General features: G+C 67.7%; 12 protein-coding genes and 1 pseudogene. 7 read left to right on the top strand and 6 right to left on the bottom strand.

Going from position 1 to position 18,373, the window contains the following annotated elements:
• Positions 1 to 18: 18 nt before the first annotated feature.
• The 4 genes and pseudogenes from I3V78_RS40300 to I3V78_RS05480 form a co-directional block, all read left to right on the top strand.
• A pseudogene (locus tag I3V78_RS40300) lies at positions 19 to 174 on the top strand (AAA family ATPase); the annotation flags it as partial.
• A gap of 596 nt (positions 175 to 770) precedes the next feature.
• Complete coding sequence (locus I3V78_RS05470; RefSeq protein WP_204485254.1) at positions 771 to 1,610, top strand: nuclease; 840 nt, start codon at positions 771 to 773, stop codon at positions 1,608 to 1,610.
• A 441-nt stretch (positions 1,611 to 2,051) separates the two neighbouring features.
• Positions 2,052 to 2,495 carry a hypothetical protein gene (locus I3V78_RS05475; RefSeq protein WP_204485255.1) on the top strand — a complete coding sequence of 148 codons (444 nt, stop codon included), beginning with the start codon at positions 2,052 to 2,054 and terminating at the stop codon, positions 2,493 to 2,495.
• A gap of 9 nt (positions 2,496 to 2,504) precedes the next feature.
• A complete protein-coding gene (locus I3V78_RS05480) occupies positions 2,505 to 4,061 on the top strand; it encodes a GspE/PulE family protein (protein WP_204485256.1) in 1,557 nt (518 codons plus the stop codon).
• Here the strand turns inward: I3V78_RS05480 and I3V78_RS05485 are convergent.
• Both I3V78_RS05485 and I3V78_RS05490 read right to left on the bottom strand, forming a co-directional pair.
• Positions 4,042 to 4,359: a hypothetical protein gene (locus I3V78_RS05485; protein ID WP_204485257.1), complete on the bottom strand. Its 318-nt coding sequence runs from the start codon at positions 4,357 to 4,359 to the stop codon at positions 4,042 to 4,044. The two genes, I3V78_RS05480 and I3V78_RS05485, sit on opposite strands and share 20 nt — an antisense overlap.
• Positions 4,360 to 4,791: 432 nt before the next feature.
• Positions 4,792 to 5,115 carry a hypothetical protein gene (locus I3V78_RS05490; RefSeq protein WP_204485258.1) on the bottom strand — a complete coding sequence of 108 codons (324 nt, stop codon included), beginning with the start codon at positions 5,113 to 5,115 and terminating at the stop codon, positions 4,792 to 4,794.
• Between the two features lie 36 nt (positions 5,116 to 5,151).
• Here I3V78_RS05490 and I3V78_RS05495 point away from each other — a divergent pair, with 36 nt between their 5' ends.
• The 3 genes from I3V78_RS05495 (at position 5,152) to I3V78_RS05505 (ending at position 14,425) form a co-directional block, all read left to right on the top strand.
• On the top strand, positions 5,152 to 10,545 hold the full coding sequence (locus I3V78_RS05495; protein WP_204485259.1) for an RHS repeat protein: 5,394 nt from the start codon (positions 5,152 to 5,154) through the stop codon (positions 10,543 to 10,545).
• 12 nt (positions 10,546 to 10,557) lie between these two features.
• Positions 10,558 to 12,333: an O-antigen ligase family protein gene (locus tag I3V78_RS05500; RefSeq protein WP_204485260.1), complete on the top strand. Its 1,776-nt coding sequence runs from the start codon at positions 10,558 to 10,560 to the stop codon at positions 12,331 to 12,333.
• A 187-nt stretch (positions 12,334 to 12,520) separates the two neighbouring features.
• The gene (locus tag I3V78_RS05505; RefSeq protein ID WP_204485261.1) at positions 12,521 to 14,425 is read left to right on the top strand and encodes an ATP-binding protein; all 1,905 of its coding nucleotides are present in this window, start codon (positions 12,521 to 12,523) and stop codon (positions 14,423 to 14,425) included.
• A 1-nt stretch (position 14,426) separates the two neighbouring features.
• Here the strand turns inward: I3V78_RS05505 and I3V78_RS05510 are convergent, their stop codons facing one another.
• The 4 genes from I3V78_RS05510 to I3V78_RS05525 all read right to left on the bottom strand — a co-directional run bounded on the left by I3V78_RS05510 (position 14,427) and on the right by I3V78_RS05525 (position 18,261).
• The gene (locus I3V78_RS05510; protein WP_204485262.1) at positions 14,427 to 15,338 is read right to left on the bottom strand and encodes a metallophosphoesterase; all 912 of its coding nucleotides are present in this window, start codon (positions 15,336 to 15,338) and stop codon (positions 14,427 to 14,429) included.
• Positions 15,339 to 15,531: 193 nt separating this feature from the next.
• Positions 15,532 to 16,983 carry a hypothetical protein gene (locus I3V78_RS05515; protein WP_239576312.1) on the bottom strand — a complete coding sequence of 484 codons (1,452 nt, stop codon included), beginning with the start codon at positions 16,981 to 16,983 and terminating at the stop codon, positions 15,532 to 15,534.
• Positions 16,984 to 17,217: 234 nt separating this feature from the next.
• Entirely contained in the window at positions 17,218 to 17,643 is a 426-nt protein-coding gene (locus tag I3V78_RS05520) for a hypothetical protein (protein WP_204485263.1), read from the bottom strand.
• A gap of 48 nt (positions 17,644 to 17,691) precedes the next feature.
• Complete coding sequence (locus I3V78_RS05525) at positions 17,692 to 18,261, bottom strand: hypothetical protein (RefSeq protein WP_204485264.1); 570 nt, start codon at positions 18,259 to 18,261, stop codon at positions 17,692 to 17,694.
• Between the last annotated feature and the right edge of the window lie 112 nt (positions 18,262 to 18,373).

The following is an 18,373-nucleotide window of genomic DNA, read 5'->3' on the forward strand; positions in this document are numbered from 1 at the left end:
TGGAAGGCGGACGGTGTCTGTGCGCTCGTAGGCCCCAACGGCAGCGGCAAGACGACCCTGTTAAGCGTGTTGAGCGTCCTGTCAGAGGCGTCGGAACACGGGTTCGGATTCGCGGCCCCGCCTTCTTCCGGCATCAGCAAGCAACGGCCGTTGAATACACTAGGTTCGCGCTGACTGTTGATGACGCTCGCTGGGAATGTGAACCTTCACCGAGTGGTCCGGGCATCGCCATTCCTGTCCAGAGCGTCTCATCATCGGGGAAAAGTCTTAGCGGAGCGACGCGCCGGTGACGCGAGGTTCCGAGCTGAAGACGAACTCATCCTTCTGCTGATCGAGGGTTTCTGTACTTCGTGGAGAGCGCGCTTTCTGATGAGCCAGTCGGAGGTTTGCATTCCCTGTTGAGCACGATGATGAGTTTGGCCTCTATGGTTTCGACGCCTTCTGGCAACTGAAACAAGAGGGCTCGAAAGAGGATACGAGCGTTTGGTTTATCTCAGATGGGCGTACTGCCTTCCGCGTGCTGAGTAGTTGATTACGCAACAGCTTCGTGTTGATTGCGTTGTTCGGAGATTGTTCCGCACGAGTGTTTCCCTAATCTTTCGCCGCCCGCGAGGGGCGGTGAATTGATTCGGTGCTTCATGCATGTGGTTGACGCCGAGACATGGAAACAAGGCCCCGGTCGACCTCGGTCGCGGACATTGGAAGTTCCACTGCATTGTATTGGGGGAGCGTCACTTCCCCGCCACTCTCACCAAGGAAGGGATAGAAAGATGAGCAACCTCGACACCTCAAAAGTGCATGACGCCTTCTGGCATGCGGCGAGGCAACTCCTGGATGCCGCGGGGCCCGACGGCATCGTCAGTCAAAAGGACATCCGCACCAAGCTGGTCTCGCTGCAGGGAAACGAGCGTGATTTCGTCGACGCGTTCTATCGCTTCGTGGTTCACCGTGACACCAAGCGCTCCGCCCGGATGACGAAGAAGGACATCCACGCCGCGGTCACCTACGCCGTGGCCGAGCTCGTCGACCGTGTCGATCTCGACAAAAATGGCCTCTCCGAGGACGAAGTCGCGCTCATGTCCGAGCTTGGCAAGCTCGCCGTCGAATTCGCCAAGTCGCTCAAGCCGACCCAATTCAATGGCCGGAAGCTCAGTGCGGAGATCAGTGGAATCTCCAATGGAATCGTGTACGACGGCCGATACAATCCTGAGCAAGCCACGAGCATCGAGTCCTTCTTCGCCGAAGCGAAGCTTGCCCACCTCACCGCCGACGCCTTCCGCCCGCTCATCCGTTTGACGGCAGAATCGCACTATAAGATCGTCACTTTCGAACCCGGGGAGGATAGCCTCCAGGCCCTCTGCAAGGCGCAGCAAGAGGATTACGACCGGGGGCGGGCACAGGAGATCGTTCAGCTGATGAAGGACAACCTGCGCGAGATCCATAAGGTGATTGTCGACATCGACAAGGACAAGAGGGGCGAGGCGGGGGCCTCCGAAGACTCCAGGAGATTCGACAACAGGGTTGAAGGCGGCACCTTGTACATCGTGGGCCTAGACGTCGATGGGAACGTCGCGGGGCTGAAGACCGTTGTCATTCGGGAAGGGGAGTGATTGGCCGCCTGATGCGGTGAACGGTTACAGGGGTTTTTGCTTGCGCAGGCAACCCGAGTGCGCGAACTCCTTCGCCACCGCGCGTCATTCCACCTCTTCGTCCCCATGCCAGCCGCGTACTTCCATGCGGCGCCCGCAGCACTCGCCGTCGCTGGCGCCAATGCCGTGTCCTCGTTCGACGTGGCCGGATGCGGCACGGAGGTCTTCGCGGTGGATGTTCCAGCCTACCGGTTGTGGCTTGATGTCTGGTCCGAGGTGACGGCGCGAGTGGATCGTGAATGTGACGTGCGGGCGTTGCTTGACGACTTCGCCGACGGCATTGGCGCGGGCTGGCACTCTCGCGGACCCATCGCACCCCTCACTGCGAGGCGAAGCGGTGGGCTTCCTCGAAATCTGTGAGCGTTCACACGAAGAGCGTCGCTCGACGACGGAGTGCGCCCCATGACCCCGGTGGCGGTCTTCTCGCTCCAGTCGGGCCACCTCCGCCACGACGGACGGGAGACGGGCCTCCGCGTCTCCGCCGCCCTCCTGGAGGCCCAGTTCCGGCTTCCCTCGGGGCTCTTCCTGCTCTTCCTCACCGACGACTGTCCTTATGAGGAGCGGCTCCAGATCCTCCTGCTCGACGCGCGCTTCCAGCTCCTGGATGGGCTCTCGGTGGGCTGGATCTACACGCCCGGCATCCTGAGCGGGCTCGAACCCCTGGGGCCGCACGCGCTCCGGTTCGACTTCTTCACGGACAGGCCCCTGCGTGTGAGCGTCCACCCCGAGGGCCGCTTCCGCCTGTTCAGACGCCTGCCGTTCTTCGCGCGCCCCCTCGCTCGGCGTCCCTTCGCGCGGCACTATTTGGAGCTCCAGGCGTTCGAGGGGCGGGCCTCCTTCAAGTAAGAAGCCTCCATGCCGACCGGCCCCGAAGGCTTCTCCGAGCTCTCGCAGTTCCCACTCGATCGTCACTCCATGCGGCTCCTGCCGGAGTCCCTCTGCCGTCGGCTGCTCGTGGTGGTGCTGGGCAAGGTCGACCCGACGCAGTCCAACGCCCCGGTGACCATCGGCATGGTGCAGCCGGACGACGAGCACATCCTCCTGCGCATCGGGGACCTGCTCGAGCGGCCCATCCAGCCGGTGCGGCTCAACCGCTACGAGATCGAGTCCGCCCTCCAGACGGGCTTCGGGCAGGGGCCGCGCACGGAGGCCCAGCTCGTCATCCGCCCGGCGCCGCCGTCCCGAGGGCCTCCGTCCGCCGTGGAGATGGTCAATCACATCCTCGCGCAGGCGGTGGACAAGAAGGCCTCGGACATCCACATCGAGAGCTATGCCCAGGACGTGGACGTGCGCCTGCGCATCGACGGCATCCTCCACCAGATGTACACGGACATGGATCCCGAGTCCGTGCGCGAGGTGGTCAGCCGCATCAAGATCCTCGCCGAGCTGGACATCGCCGAGCGCCGTCGGCCCCAGGACGGCCGCATCCGGGCGCTCATCGAGCTGCGCGAGGACAAGCGCAAGCTCATCGACTTCCGCGTGAGCGTGGTGCCCAGCCCCGCGGGCGAGGATGTCGTCATCCGCATCCTGGACGCGCAGGCGGGGCTCGTCCCGGTGGACAAGCTCGGCATGACCGCCGAGATGCAGCGTGTCTTCCTGCAACTGCTCTCCAACCCCGAGGGGCTCGTGCTGGTGACCGGTCCCACCGGCAGCGGCAAGACGACCACGCTCTACTCGGCCCTGTCCCAGCTCAATGACGGGCGGCGGAAGATCATCACCGCCGAGGACCCCATCGAGTACTTCGTCCCCAAGGTCAACCAGAAGCAGGTCAGCGAGCAGATGTCCTATCCGCTGCTGCTGCGCGCCCTGATGCGCCAGGACCCCAACGTCATCCTCATGGGCGAGGTGCGCGACCTGGAGACGGGGAACACGGCGCTCAACGCGGCGCGCACGGGTCACCTCGTGCTGAGCACGCTGCACACGGCGGACGCGGTGGGCGCCATCGGCCGCCTGCGCGGCCTGGAGCTGGACGACACGGACATCGCGGATGCGCTCCTGGCGGTGCTGGCGCAGCGGCTCGCGCGCCGCGTCTGCGAGAAGTGCTCCACGGAGGCGGTGCTCACCGAGGCGCAGACGGCGCTCTTCGGCGGCCTGTTGGACGGCCTGCGCCCGCGCAAGGGCCAGGGGTGCGCGCACTGCCACCACACGGGCTATCGCGGCCGTGTCGGCATCTACGAGCTGCTCATGGTGGAGCCAGGCCTCCAGGACCTGATCGTCACCGGGGCCCACAACGCGCGGCTGCGCGAGCACGCGCGCCAGCACGGCTTCCGGTCGATGGTCGAGGACGCGCTGGACAAGATTGGCGCGGGGCTGACCACGCTGGACGAGCTGACCCGCGTGGTGCCCTTCCGCCACATCGTCGCCACCCGCGAGGAGCGGCGACGCCAGGGGCTCAGCAGTTCTTCTGGATGAGGTTGTTGCACTCGCGGACCGCGCGCTGGGGCGTGCAGTTCTTGAAGGTACACACCGGACCGCCCGTGGACGGGCTCTTACAGTACTCGAGCACCACCCAGCAGGTGGCGGCGGGGTTCATGGCGTCGGTGGAGGGCTCCTCGTAGGACGCGATGGGCGACTCGGACATGCCGTCGCCTTCCACCACCAGCGCCGAGGGACTCTCCTCGGTCAGCGTGGACTGCTGCATGTCCTGCTCGGTGCCACCACAGGCGATGAGCGACACGGTCGCGGCCAATCCCAAGAGAAATTTCTTCACGAGCTGAAGGTCCTTTCCGAGCCCTGGCTTCACCCGTGAAGCCAGCGTGGTCGAATGGGTAAGCACGCTCAGTGACGTTGGGAAGGTAGCGAAGCCGTGGCCTGGCGAGTGAGGTGCGTCACATCGCCGGAGTGAGCCGCTTCACAGTTTTCCTGTGAGTGGACTGGTAGACAGTCCCCATGAATCCTGAAGACGGGGTCTGAGCCAGGGCCTTGGGCCTGGGGCCGTCTGTGTTCTCGGCCCACGGGGCGCTCTCCCGAGTGAATGGACGTTTCGACATCGCGGGCGCGCGAACGTCACACGTGTGCGCGGATCCACCCAACTCATCCCTCCCACCAAGACCTCACGCTCTTGAGAGAAGGCTGTCTTCTCTCGCCCGCGGTACTGCTGTTCAACACGTACGGACACCTGGACGCTGAACCTGGATGTGTTTCACATGCGAATGAAATCAAGAGCTTTGCCCTTGTGGATGTGGGCCTGGTGCTGTCTGGCCAGCGCCTGTTTGAACGCGGGACCCGAGGCCACCATCGAGGAGCCCACCGCCAGTGAGTCGGCGAAGGCCTTACTGACGGGAGTCGTCGCTTGTAACCCCACCAGCACGGCGAATTGCCAGGGCTGCGCGTCCGGCCTGTGCTTGCAGCGACACTCCGGACGGATTTGCACGACCGCGTGCAGTGACACCCAGCCCTGTGCCACGGGGAAGGAATGCGAGATGCGGCAGACAGGTGCGGGATTGCTCGGGTACTGCGTGCCCACGGGAAGAAATTGATGAGACCCCTTCGGATTCGTGTGTTGAGTCTTTGTTCCGCGCTGTATGCGTTGTTCCCCGTGGGCGCCGCGGCGCAGCAGCTCTGCAGTCCGTTCGACGCCATTCCCGCGTCGAACGTCTCCTCGGGCGGCCGCATGGCCGACGTGGCGGCCTGCTGTGATGGCGAGGCCACCGATGAAGGCTGTGGTCCCTGCCGGTGTGCCGAGTGTGGGGATGAGCCCGCGGAGCGAAACATCGGTCGTCCGGTGGACGTGCTGAATCAGTTCGCCTGGCTGGAGCGGACAGATACCCACCTCGCCATGCCCAATGGGCCCGCCCTGCTGATGGGCCGGACGTACTCCACCCACTGGGCGCAATCGAAGGGGGGGCGGGATGAGATTGGCCGACTCGGCCCGGGCTGGACGGACACCTATGGCGCCCGACTGGTCTTCGATGGCAACTCCCCACCCCAGGTCGTGACGTACCGCAAGGCGGACACCGGCACGGAGAACTTCACCCGGCAGCAGGATGGCTCCTACGCGGGCCGGATGCCTGGGCGGCGTCTCGTCTATGACTCGGGGACGCAGCGCTGGGTGATGGAGAAGTTCGATGCCAGCACCGAGGTGTTCGATGCGCTCGGACAACTCGTGCTGCTTCGCGCTCCGGATGGGGGCGAGGCGCAACTGGTGTATGCCGATGGGCTCAGCTGTCCGGTGACCGCGGCCCGACCGGCGGGCGTGCTGTGCCGGGTGGACTTCCTCTTCGGCCATCAGCTGTGGTTCAGCTATCACGCCACCGCGTGGCCGGGCGCGACCCGACTGGCCGCGGTGTCCCGGGACGCCGCGGGCACCCAGCCGCTCGTGCAGTACGCGTACAACACCGGCGGCTACCTGGTGACGGTGACCCAGCCGGACAACCGGCAGGAGCACTACGCCTACGCCTTCACCCATGCCTTCCCCCGGTACCCCGGTGCCACGGTGAAGCTGTTGACGTCGGCCACGGACGGGGTGGGGGCGCTGGTGGAGTCCTTCACCTACCACCAGGAAGTCCTGGGGCAGAGCCGGGTGACGGTCCACGAGAACCCCGAGGGTCGCTACACGTTCTCGGCGGGCCGGGTGCTCTCGACGTCGAGCGTCCGCACCACGCATGTGCGGTCGACCCGCGAGAACCTGGACTACACCTGGGAGGGAGGAAAGCTGAAGACGGTCTGTCACAGCAATGCCCAGGGCTGTGATTCGAGCCGCATCAAGGAAGTCACGGTGCCCGCCACGGGCATCCAGGCCGCGACCTGCGAGCGAGGCTTCGATGGCTTCTACACGCGCTACCTGCGCGACGCGCTGGGCCGCCGCACCTCGACGCTCCGAGGGCTCGCGAGCTGCGCTAGCCCGACGGATCAGGAACTCGCCCACGAGGTGTTCAAGGGGTACGTGGCCAACTCGAACCGTGACGCCTACACCGCTCGCAAGAGCGTGGACACGACGGTGGGAACCCAGACGTTCTCGGTGAACGACTACACGGCGCACAGCGCCGCGGTGGACCCCCTCTGCGGCAATGCCTCCTGCCAGGTCCCCACGGCCTACAACACGCCCGCTTCCGCGCTCACCTCGCAGGTGCAGCAGCGAGTCCGGTTCGGTCGCACCCTGGGCAACACCAATGGCACCTGGGTCAACCGCATGGAGGTGACGAAGTTCACCTACAACAGCCAGGGACTGCTGACGCAGAAGGACGGGCCTCTGCCTGGCACGGCGGATACCTTGACCTATGAGTACTACGACGTGCTGGGCCCCCAGGCGTCGGCGGGTCGGCTCAAGAGGATCCTCCACGGCACCCGGGTGCTCACCGAGTACCAGGATTACGATGCCCTGGGGCGTGCCCAGCGGATCCTGAACGAGAGCGGCCAGGCCACGGTCCAGACCTTCGACGCCATGGGCCGGATTCTCACGGCGCAGGGGCCGGATGACACGCAGCCGACCGTCCTCACCTACACGGCGGCGGGAAAGCAGCAGGAAGTCAAACTGCCCAGCGGCGCTCGCTTGATCTACAGCCACAACACCCTCGGTCAGATGACCTCCGTGGGCGTGACGAGCACCCCTTCGGGGACGCCTCCGGTCTTCGATGAGGAGATCACGTACGAGTGGGGGACGGCCCTTGTCGAAGCGGGCCGCATGCTGAGCGAGAGCTACTCGCGCGACGGCGCCGTGGTGCGCACCACCCGCTATGGGTACGACGACCAAGGTCGCAAGGCGGAGATCCGCTACATGCGGACGGATGGACAGGACAACGAGCGGGCCGCCGTGCACCTCTCGACCTTCGACGAAGACGGGCACCTCACCACCACGGAGGTGGGCGTGTCCTCGGTGACCGAGGGGAGCGAGACGGACGCACCCACCAATCACATCTATGACCAGCTCCAGCGGCTGTCCCAGGTGACCCGGGGCGACTACGTCACCCAGAACCTGCTCTACGATGTGCATCACAACCTCGCGGAGGTGAACGAGACGAGTGTGTTTGGCTCGGGCACTCCGCGGATGCGGTACAAGTACGATGACTTCGGTCGGCTCGTGGAGGTGACGAGCATCACCCTGGGGACCCGGCGCTATGTCTATGACGAAGCGGGCAATCGGGTGCAGGAACTCGTGCCGACCGGAGAGGTCCTGACCACGGCGTATGATGCGCGTGGCCGGGCCCTGTCCATCACGGGGCCGGACTACTCCGTGAGCTTCACCCACGACACGGATGCGGCCAGTATGATCCTCGATTGCGCGACGGGCACGGCGCTCGGGGCCAGCCAGGGAATGGGTCGCCTCACGGCGGTGACGGAGCCTTCGGGCAACACCTACTTCGGGTACACCGTGGGAGGGCGGCCGCGCTTCGAGGCGAGGGTTGCTCCAGGCGCCACCTGCGCGAAGACCATGCGATGGGAATACAATACCAACGGTACCTTCGCCGCCTTGCGCTACCCCAGTGGTGCGCGCATCCGTTACGACTACCCCACGGGTGTGCTGCATGCCCGTGAGCTCTCCGCGATGGTGCTGGAGGTGGGAGCCTCGTCCATTCCTCTCACGACGGGCCTGGTCTGGTCGGGTGGGGGACTCAGGGCCTACTCCGCGGGCAATGGTCTCATGTGGAGTCTGTCGCGCTGGATGGATGGTGCTCCGCGTGAGTGGAAGCTCACCCAGGGCCCTGGCGGTGCGTTGGTCCGCAACCGTGTCTTTGGCGAAGAGGTGAACGGTACGCTCGAGCCTCGCGTGAACGGACGCGGCAGTCCCAATCGCATCGAGGAGAACGTTCCGGCTTGGACTCGAGGCTACACGTACGAGCCCGGGACGGGACGCCTGATGATCGACAGCAGTCCGGATTACGTGGAGCAGTACCTCTACACGACGGATGACAACCGTTCCTTCTCCTTCGGCTCTTTCCCCCAGAATTCGGGCATGAGCAGGACCTCGTCGTACACGTACAACAACAGCAACAACTCTCGTCTGTCGAGTGTCAGCACCACGGAAAGCCCGTCCGGTCCCACCACCACTCGAACGTTCACTTACTCCACGAGTGGCATGGTCACCCAGGTGAACACGGGCGGCAGGCTGGCGGCCATGTGCTACGACAGTCGCGAGCAGGTAGGCGCCGTGGTGGGGCCGGGCGGCCAGTACAGTCGGCAGCACTTCAACTACCGGCGGCAGCGTGTCCGCGAGGTGTGGCCGCTCAACGAGTTGGTGACGGATTACTGGGTGGACAGCGGTGGGTCGCTGCTTGTGGAGACGGGCGCGGCGAGTCTCACCACCCAATACCCCCGGCCTGTCTGGGAGTACGTCTACCTGAATGGCATGCCCGTGGCCCGCGTGGACTCGGTGGAGGCCGTGAATGGCACCACCACGTACCAGGGAGTCACCTGGCTGTTCGGAGGTCACCTGGGTGAGCTGTTGGTGGAGGCGGACGCCGACGGTCACGTGATCCGCAACTACGATTATTCGTCGTTCGGTGCCCGCACGGCGCGGCCGACGCCCGCGGTGCCGTCGAACGTCGTCCTGAGCCGCGCGGCTCCGTCGACCCAGGTGGTGTTGCCTGCCTCCGCCTCGGCGGTGTTGCGCTTCACCAACTACGCCCTGGCGTCCTGTGACAGCGTGGCGGTGGTGGATGCGGAGGGACACCTGCTCAAGCGGTTGTCCGCGAGTCAGTCGGCTCAATTCGAGACGGCGAGCCTGCCGGCGCAGGGGGCCTCGATCCAGGTGGTGTTGGAGCCGGGAGCGTGCGCGGGTCCGTCCTCCTTCACCCTCGCGGAGGTCAAGCCGACCTGGGGCCGTGCCTCGGAAACGGTCCTGACGGGCCATGCCTCTCCCCATCCCTATCCCGCGGCGGGGTCCACGACCACGCTCTCGCTGTCGTCTCCCTCGCACCTGCTCGTGGAGAGCCACCTGGCGGATTGTGACAGCCTCGAGGTGCGCCGGAGCGTCACGGGTGAGGTCTTGTGGACCTGGCCGCACGATGGCGGTGTACTGCGCACCGCCTGGACGCCCGAACTGTCCGGGAGCGTGGACGTGGGCATCTGGAGCAGCGCGGGCTGCAACCAGGGCCAGCAGCAAGCGGGCTTCGCCGTGCTCCGTCAGTACACGCGGCAATCCCCGGGTGCTGCCTCCAACCTGCACTACCCGGGACAGCGCAAGCTCGTCGCCGCGGCCAATACCCGCCGGGGCGCGTTCATGGAGCCCGAGGCGGATCTGCTGGAGAACTGGTTCCGTGTCTATGAGCCTGGTACGGGACGGTACATGCAGCCCGAGCCGTTGGCGTCGGTGGTCCCGGGCATGTCCCTCGGCTCCACATATGGGTACGCCGACAACAACCCCCTAGGTGCTGTTGATCCAACGGGGCTCTTCACGCTGTCACCTGGCGCCCCAATCTGCAACAACTGGGATGAGGCGCTCAAACTCGCGAGAAAAAAGGCGGGTTGTGACGGTGGATGCAAGAAGTGCAAGACGCCGTGTGACGTCTGCCAGATGCTTCAAAGCGATACATACCCCATCGTTTACCTGATTGAGGTTCTCCAGAATACCGAACACGTAAACGATACTCGGGTCAAAGGTCGAGTTACCATCCAGGCGCATACGGATTATTGGAAGCAGATGAGTCCTATTATTTATCCGCAGACGGAGGAGTTGAACTCGTTTGCCAGAGGAATCTGGCCGGGAATGGAGGAGGGATACCACTACACAGTCGCGTTCAAGAAGAGTCTTTGCAATAAGCCAGTCAAGGGGTCCGAGTACATTGGAAAAGACAATCTGGAGAATCTCGCGATGGCGATGCTCCATGAGTCGATTCATATGTGCATGGCTTCGGGGATTGTGAGCGAGGAAACACTGGATGATCGGCCTTTGAGTTTGAACAGTCCTTGGACGACGGATACGCAAGACGTGGTGGACCAGTGCTGGAAGCAGAAGTGAGTGCTTCGGGTCTTGGGTGAGAACGTTCACAAACCCTGGCTCCAGGGCCGCGCGGTGGTGGTGCTTTGTGCGGTCCTGGTCTGCCTCGCGGTCGCGGCTCAGGTGCCGTGGACGCAGAGCGCGGCGGTGCTGCCCCGGCGTCTCGCGCTGCATCTGCTGACGGTCGGCGTGCTGCTGCATGCGGCGCGCCGTCCGCGGTGGGGCGCGGTGGCCCTCGTGGCCGGCGCGCTGGGGGCCTGGTGGACCGTGACGTGGCGGCTCGGGGAGTCCCCGTGGTGGGGGGCTCCCCGGTGGTTGGACGGTCTCGTCGCGCTGGTGCTCCTGAGCAGCGTGGCGGGAGGGCGGCTTCCGCGCCGGTTCCTCTTGGTGCCGCTCATGGCCCTGGGCGGGGCGGGCGCGCTCCTGGGTCTCGTGCAGCAATGGGTAGACCTGCCCTGGTTGCTCCAGGCCACCCGCCCCGCGGCCTTCTTCGTCAGCCGGGCGGTGGCGGGGGAGTTCGTGGCGGCCTCGCTGCTCCTGGCGGTGGGCTTCCTCCTGGGGCGGGGGAGGCCCTGGGCGCTCGTGCTTGTGGGCGTGCAGGTGGCCTTCCTGGTCTCCACGCGCAGCCGTACGGGCTGGGCGGTCGCGGCCGTGGGTTTGCTGTGGATGGGGTGGCATCTGGACGGTCCCCGGCGGCACTCACTCGCGGCCGTGGTGGGGTTGAGCGCCGGGCTGGCCGTGCTGTTCACTCCGGGCCCCCGCCTGGCGTGGCAGGCCCCAAATCCGTATGCCGACTCCCTGGGGTCCCTGTCCCGTCTGGAACTGAGCGGGCGGTGGGTCACCTGGCGCAACACGTGGGCGCTGGTGATGGACCATCCCGGGTTGGGCGTTGGGCCCGGTGGCTTCTCGGGGGTCTACCCGGCCTATCACCGGGCGGTGGTGCGGGATGAGGCCTTCAGCGCGGGTCAGCAGATCGAGGAGCCCCACCACGAACTGCTGCGGGTCGCTGTGGAGAGTGGATTGCCGGGAGTCGGGCTCGTGCTGCTCCTGGGCGGGGTGCTGCTTCGGGGCGTGCCCCGTCGTCCAGGACGCCGTACGGCCGCGCTCCTGGGGGCCGGCGGGGCCCTGGTGCTCTCCTCGTGTGTGTCTCTGACGTTCGTGGCCCCGCCCACGCTCCTGCTGGCCACCTGCGTGGCGGGACTGTTGGCCCGGACCCGGAGCCACCGGCGTTTCCGAGGGCGGCCCGTCGGGGTTTCGCTCGCGGCGGCCTCCCTGCTGGGCCTGGTGCTCTGGATGGACGTCCCCCTCACGCGGGCGTCCATCGCCTGGAGGAAAGGGGAGGAGGCCGCGGCGCGGGGTCTTCTGCGCAGCGCGACCGAGGGTTTGAGCGAGGCGATGGCCCAGGCCCGTGACGTCGCCGTCCATGCACGGCTGGCGGAGGTGTCGTTCCTGGCGGGAGACATGAACCGGTGTGTCCAGGTCGCTCGGGGCGGACTGCACCACCTGCCGCGCTCCACCCGGCTGTTGTTCCTGCTCGGCGAGTGCGAGGCGGCGCGGGGAAACACGGCCGCCGCACGAGAGGCCCATGCGCGGGGGTTGCGGCTGTTGCCCGACAATCCCCATGCCTTGTGGGGCCTGGCCCGGCTCGGCTCGGGGGAGGAGCGCGTGCGCCTGCTGCTCCAGGCACGCGAGGCGCTGGAGGTGGAAGCGTCGCTCCTTCCGTCCACCCATGCCTGGCGGGAGCGCGAGCAACTCCAGCGCCTTTCCCAGGAGGTGGAGGCGGCGCTGGCCGGGCCGCACGCCGAGTGAGGTGGGGCGCTCCTTCTCGCGCACTCCACCGCTCGTCCCATCCACCGGGGGGCCGCCTGGGGCGTGGCATTGTCCTCGGGTCCAGGGGTGCGGCGGAGGGCCCCGTGGAAGAATCGCGGCTTCGTGCTTCACGTGCGGGCTCCCCCGAAGAGGAGAGCCGGGGTGCACGGCGCGATTGGGGGTTCTCGTGACATCAACCAGGCACGTCGCATCCGCGGACCGGTGGGGACCGAGCGGCGAGTATCCCGACCCGTACATCTTCTTGCAGAGCGTGAGGGATGGCACGGGCCGGCTGCTGGACTTCCACGGGCGGGTCTTCAACGAGGCCGCCACGCGCCTGGTGTCGGGGTGGGGACCGGCCCTGTCGACGTGGAGCGCCCTGGAGGGCGTGCCGAGCCTGGGCGCGCTGGGCCGGGTGGTGGACGGCGAGCCCTCGCTCACCTTCGAGGTGGGGCTGCGTCGCGGCGAGGCCCTGGAGCGGTGGTTCCTGGCGCGGGCCGTCAAGCGGGAGGATGGCGTCGAGCTGTGGCTGTCGGACGTCACCGAGGCCTTCGCGGAGCGGCGGTCGCTGCGCGAGGCCCTGGCGCGCGAGCGGCTGGCGCGCGAGCGCGAGGCGTACCTGGGCCTGGCGCTGGAGACGGCGCGCATGGTGACGTGGGAGTGGTCCGAGGCCCGGGGCGCCTTCACGCTGTCGGACAACGCGGCGTCCTTCTTCGGCCAGCCGCGGGACGACGTGGGCAACTCGCTCGACCAGCTGCTGCGCAACGTGCGGCCCGAGGAGCGCGCCCAGATCGCCGAGGCCTTCGAGCGGATGCGCTACCTGCCCGGCCCCCACTCCTTCTTCTTCCATGGCGAATGGCCGGACGGCTCGGTGCACATCTACGAGGTGGTGGGCCGCTCCTTCCACGAGGAGGGGCAGCCCGTGCGGGTGCTGGGCGTGGCCCTGGAGTGCACCGAGCGCGAGCGGGCCCACGAGGCCCTGCGCGAGGCCGAGGAGCGCTACCGCCTGGCGTCGCTCGCCACCAATGACGTGCTCTGGGAGTGGTGCGTGCGCGATGGCCGCATCCTCTGGGGCGAGGCCTGCACGCGGGTGCTCGGCTTCCTGCCCGAGGAGATGGGGGACTTCGATGGGTGGATGGAGCGCATCCACCCCGAGGATCGCGAGCGCGTGCGCGACGGCCTGCGGCTGCTGCACGACTCGCGGGACGAGGCCTGGAGCGCCGAGTACCGCCTGCGCGGCAAGGACGGCGCGTACATGGACGTGTTGGACCGGGGCCGCGCGGCGCGCGACGTCCGGGGCCGGCTGGTGCGGATGATCGGCTCGATGATGGACATCACCGAGCGCAAGCGGATGCTCGCCCACATGGAGGAGGAGGCGCGCTTTCGCGAGCGCTTCATCGGCATCCTCGGCCACGACCTGCGCAGCCCCCTGCACGCCATCGCCCTGTCGGCGCGGGAGCTGAGCCGCCGCGAGCTGCCGCCCCGGCAGGAGGGCATGGTGCGGCGCATCGAGTCGAGCGCGTCGCGCATGGGCAACATGATCTCCGACATCCTCGACCTGACGCGGGCCCGGCTCGGCGGGGGCATCCCCCTGCACCTGTCCCCCACGAGCCTGCCCCGGGTGTGCCGGCAGGTGGTGCAGGAGCTGGAGGCGCTCTACCCGACGCGCCTGGTCGTCGTGGAGTCCGAGGGCCACTGCGAGGGCATCTGGGACTGGGAGCGGCTCGCGCAGGTGGTGAGCAACCTGGTGGGCAACGCCCTGTCACATGCCTCGCACGACGATCCCATCTTCGTGCGCTGCTGGCAGGAGGCGGGACGGCAGTGGCTGGAGATCTCCAACCCCGGGCCGCCCATTCCCCCCGAGCTGTTGCGCACGCTCTTCAGCCCCTTCGGGCAGGGCCGCTCGGTGCGCACCGGGCGGGGCAGTGGCCTGGGGCTCGGGCTGTTCATCGTGCGCGAGCTCGTCCGGGCGCACGGGGGCGAGGTGACGGTGCGCTCCGAGGATGGGGCGGGCACGGCGTTCCGCATCGTGCTGCCCCTCGACTCGAGCGCGACCCGGCCCCCGCTGGAGCCGGCCGTCGTGCCCCGCTGACTCAGGCCGTGGGCGCCGTCTCGGCGTGGCGCAGGGTGAAGAAGGCCACCTCGGGATAGGTGCCCCGGCGCAGGTACATGCCACCGAAGCCGAAGCCCAGGCCCATGTTCACGTACAGCTGGTTGCCGCGCACATGGTAGTGGCCCTGGATGTAGGGCTGGCCGGCGCGGCGGAAGATGGCCTCGGTGAGGCCGCGCACCACGAACTGGCCGCCGTGGGTGTGCCCGGAGAACTGCACCAGGTTGGCGTTGGGGGGCAGCTTGTCCACCGTGGGCGGCGAGTGGGTGAGCACCAGCCGCGTGCCGGACTCGGGCGCGCCCCGGAAGGTGGCCTCCACGTCGTCGCGGTGCGTGCGCCCGTCGTCGATGCCCAGCACCGTGAGCGGCGCGCCCCGCACGTCGAGCACGCGGTGCTCGTTCTGCAGCACCGTGTAGCCCAGCCGCTCGAAGCCCGAGCGCAGGTAGTGCGCGTTCACCCAGTGGTCGTGGTTGCCGAGCACCGCGAACACCGGCCGGTTGAAGCCCGCGAGCAGCTCGATGACACGCGGCAGGGGCTTGGCGCTGTGGGTGACGTAGTCGCCGGTGAGGAAGATGACGTCGGGGTTGCGCGCGTTGACCTCGGCCACCGCGCGGCGGATGCGCACCGCGCTCGTCGCCATGCCCACGTGGATGTCCGACAGGTGGGCCACCACCAGGCCCTCGTGCTCGCGGTGCATGCCCGGCACGTGCAGCACGTTCTCCGACAGCGTGAAGTGGTCCCTCCAGCGCAGCCGCGCCTCGGGCCGCAGCGGATCCGGCCCCGGAGCCTTCAACTCGTTGCGGCGCATGGTCTCGCGGTGCAGCGCGGGGGCCGCGTTCGAGGCCAGCTGGACGTTCGAGGAGGCGGAGCGGCGGCGGGCGAATCGAGGGGCCATGCGAATCCTTCCGTCGAGGAACGGGACGAAGTGTAGAGCACCCCCACCCCACCACCCGATCGGGCGCGCGGCGCTCGCCCGTCGGGGGACCTGCCGGTGAGGGGGCGGGCTGGGAAAAAAGCCCGAAGGGCGGCGGGAAATTCCGCCGCCCTCCCGCTGTTGAGCGCCTCCCCCGGCGAGCGGCCGGGCGGGCTCAGTAGCCGCGCAGCACCGTGAGGCCCCGGTCGGTGAGCACGTACAGCATGGCGGGCTTCACCGTGGGGTCGTACACGAGCTGCTTGATGGCCACGCCCTCCACGCCCTCCACGTGGGTGAGCTGCTTCTGGGCATCCAGCCGCCACAGGCCAAAGCCCGTGGTGCCGATGAAGAGCGAGCCGTCATCCGTGGCGGCCAGCGACGTGAGCTTGTCGGTGGGCACGCCGCTCACCTTGGTGCCGCGCGCGGTGGAGGGCCGGAGGATTTCATAGTTCCACAGGCCGAAGTCCCGGCTGGCCGCGTAGTACTTGCCGTCGGTCGTCTGCTGCACGCCGCGCCACAGGTCCTTGTCCTCCTGGCTGTTGAGTTCGGGCAGGTAGGAGTTGAGCCGATCCTGGTTGAGCGCGGTGTCCACCCGGTCCCAGTCCGCGAGCTTCGGGGAGGGCGTCACCACGCCGAGCTGCCAGTCGTTGCCGATGAGCACGTCGCCGTTCTGCGCGATGCCCAGCGCGTAGGTGTAGCCCGCCATCTGCGTCGTGCCGGTGCTCGGCGGGGGCTTGGGCTTGAACCACACCGGGTGGCGGTGGCTGTTGTAGACGAGCCCCTGGATGCGCGTCACGCCGTGGTTGGTGCCGATGTAGATCTGCCCCTTGTGCTCGCCGCGCATCACCTTGGTGCACGAGAAGACGGAGCGGTCCTCGTCGAAGTGGTGGTCGTTCGTGTTGCGGATGCCCACGTCCTGGGGCCCGTTGCTGCGCGCCGAGCGGCTCAGGTGCTCCTCGAGCACGATGTTCCCGTCGGCGGTGAGCTTCACGGCGTCCAGGTCGCCCTTCTGGTACTCCTGGTAGCGCGCGGCGTCGAAGCGCGTGGAGTCCGGGTTGTCGTAGGCCGGGAAGTCGCGGCCATCCGGGCTGTAGATGAAGGCGTTGTCCAGCTCCGCGGCCAGGTAGCCCACGTAGACGCGGCCCGCGCTGCCGCCGCAGATGACGCTGGAGCCCAGGGCGAGCTTGTCGGAGCCGAAGCCCTGGGACGCCTGGCCGACGCCGCTCACCCACCGGGGTGCGCTGTCGCCCGGGCGCAGCACGCCGATGCGGTCTCCATCCAGCATCCAGATGTTGTAGGCGTCATCCACCGCCACGCCCTGCATGCCGGTGCCGAGCCCGTACCGGGCGGAGTAGTGCACCACGGGCTCGTCGGGCCACGGGCCCACGGAGGCCTCGGGCGGCGGGGCCGGGGGCTCGCTCTGCGGCGGGGCGGGCGGGTTGTTCGTGGGCGGCGGCTCCACGGGCGTCTCCGGGGCCGGCGTCACCTGAACGGGCGGCGGGTGATCCGTCGAGGGGTCCGTGGACACGGCCGCGTCGTCGCTCCCCGTCGGCGGCGAGCCGTCCATGCCGCCACACCCGCTCACCACCATCGCCCCTACCGCCCACGCTCCCCACCATCCGCGCATGCTTGTCCCTCGCCTCGTCGAGCCGTCTCGTGACGGTCGTCCTGCGTAGAGCAAGCACCATGCCCGACGGGACGAGGCGGCCCGCTCCTCTCCGCGCGCCGGGCAAGCCCCCCGGAGAGGGAAAAATCCTTCACTCGCTGGGCGGGCGCGGTGCCCTGCCTGAGGCCCGCAAAGCAACCGGGCCCGCCTCCCGTGAGGGAAGCGGGCCCGAAGGGTGCCGCGGGCGTCCGGGCGCTACTTGCTCGGATGCGTGGCGTTGATCTCGGTGACGATCATCTTCTGCCCGTCGCGGTGGAAGCGGGCGCGGATCTGCGAGCCCTCGGGCAGGGCGCTCGCCTCGACCTTGCGGTCATTGAGCATCACCACCGTGTCCGGACGCAGCTCGAAGCTGGAGTCCTTCCGGTTGGAGCGCGAGAGGACCAGGCTGTCGCCGTCCACGCTCTTGAGCGTGCCGTTGGCGCTGTAGGTCTTCTCGGTCTTGACGCTGTCGGACGAGCCCTCGGTGATGGCGTCCTTGACGTCCTTGGCCGTGTTCGTGATGGCGGGCCCCACCTGGGTGGCGTCCACGCCCGTGGAGGGGCGGTTCGTCTGGGCGGGCGGCTGCTCGGCCATGGCCACGGTGCCGAGGGTGAGGACCATCGCGGTGAGAAGCTTCTTCATGGGTCTGTCTCCTGTCGGTGAGTGCGGGATGGAATCCGAGCGGCGCGATTACTTGTGCGCCTTGGGGCTGGTGGCGTTGAGCTCCACGGCGACGATCTCCTCGCCCTCGAGCTGGAAGCGGGCGCGCACCTGCGAGCCCTCGGGGATGGCGTTCGACTCGACCTTCTTGCCGTCGAGCATCACGATCGTCTCCGGGCGCACGTCCAGGTTGGCGTCGGGCAGGCCCTGGCGCACGAGCGTCACGCCACCGCCGCCGGTGTTCTTCAGGGTGCCGCGGGCGCTGAAGGCGTGCTCGCGCTTGAAGGTGCCGTCCGAGGCCAGGGCGAGGCCCGCCTTGTGGGCGGCCTTGTCGGCCGTGTTCTCCACGCCCTCCTTGGCGCGCTCGGCGGTGCGCTCGGTGCCCTCCTTGGCCTCCTCGGCGGTGCCGGAGACCTTCTGGCCCACGTCCTTGGCCGTGTCCTTGATGGCGGGGCCCACCTGCGTGGCGTCCACGCCCGTGGAGACGCGGCTGGTCTGGTTCTTCTCGTTCTGTTGCTCCGCCTGGCTCTGGGGCATCGGCTGCTCGGCGATGGCGGCGGTGCTCAGGGTCACGACAAGCGCGGTCAGAAGCTTCTTCATGTGGATTCCCTCCCGGTTGAGTGGCGACGCCCATGACGGCGTCCGTGGAAAAAGCTGGGGTCGCGGTAGGGCGCCGCCAAGTCTTGAAACCGCATGGACCAGGCGGGCGGAC

This window comes from Archangium primigenium (genome assembly GCF_016904885.1).
Taxonomy (GTDB): Bacteria; Myxococcota; Myxococcia; order Myxococcales; family Myxococcaceae; genus Cystobacter; species Cystobacter primigenius.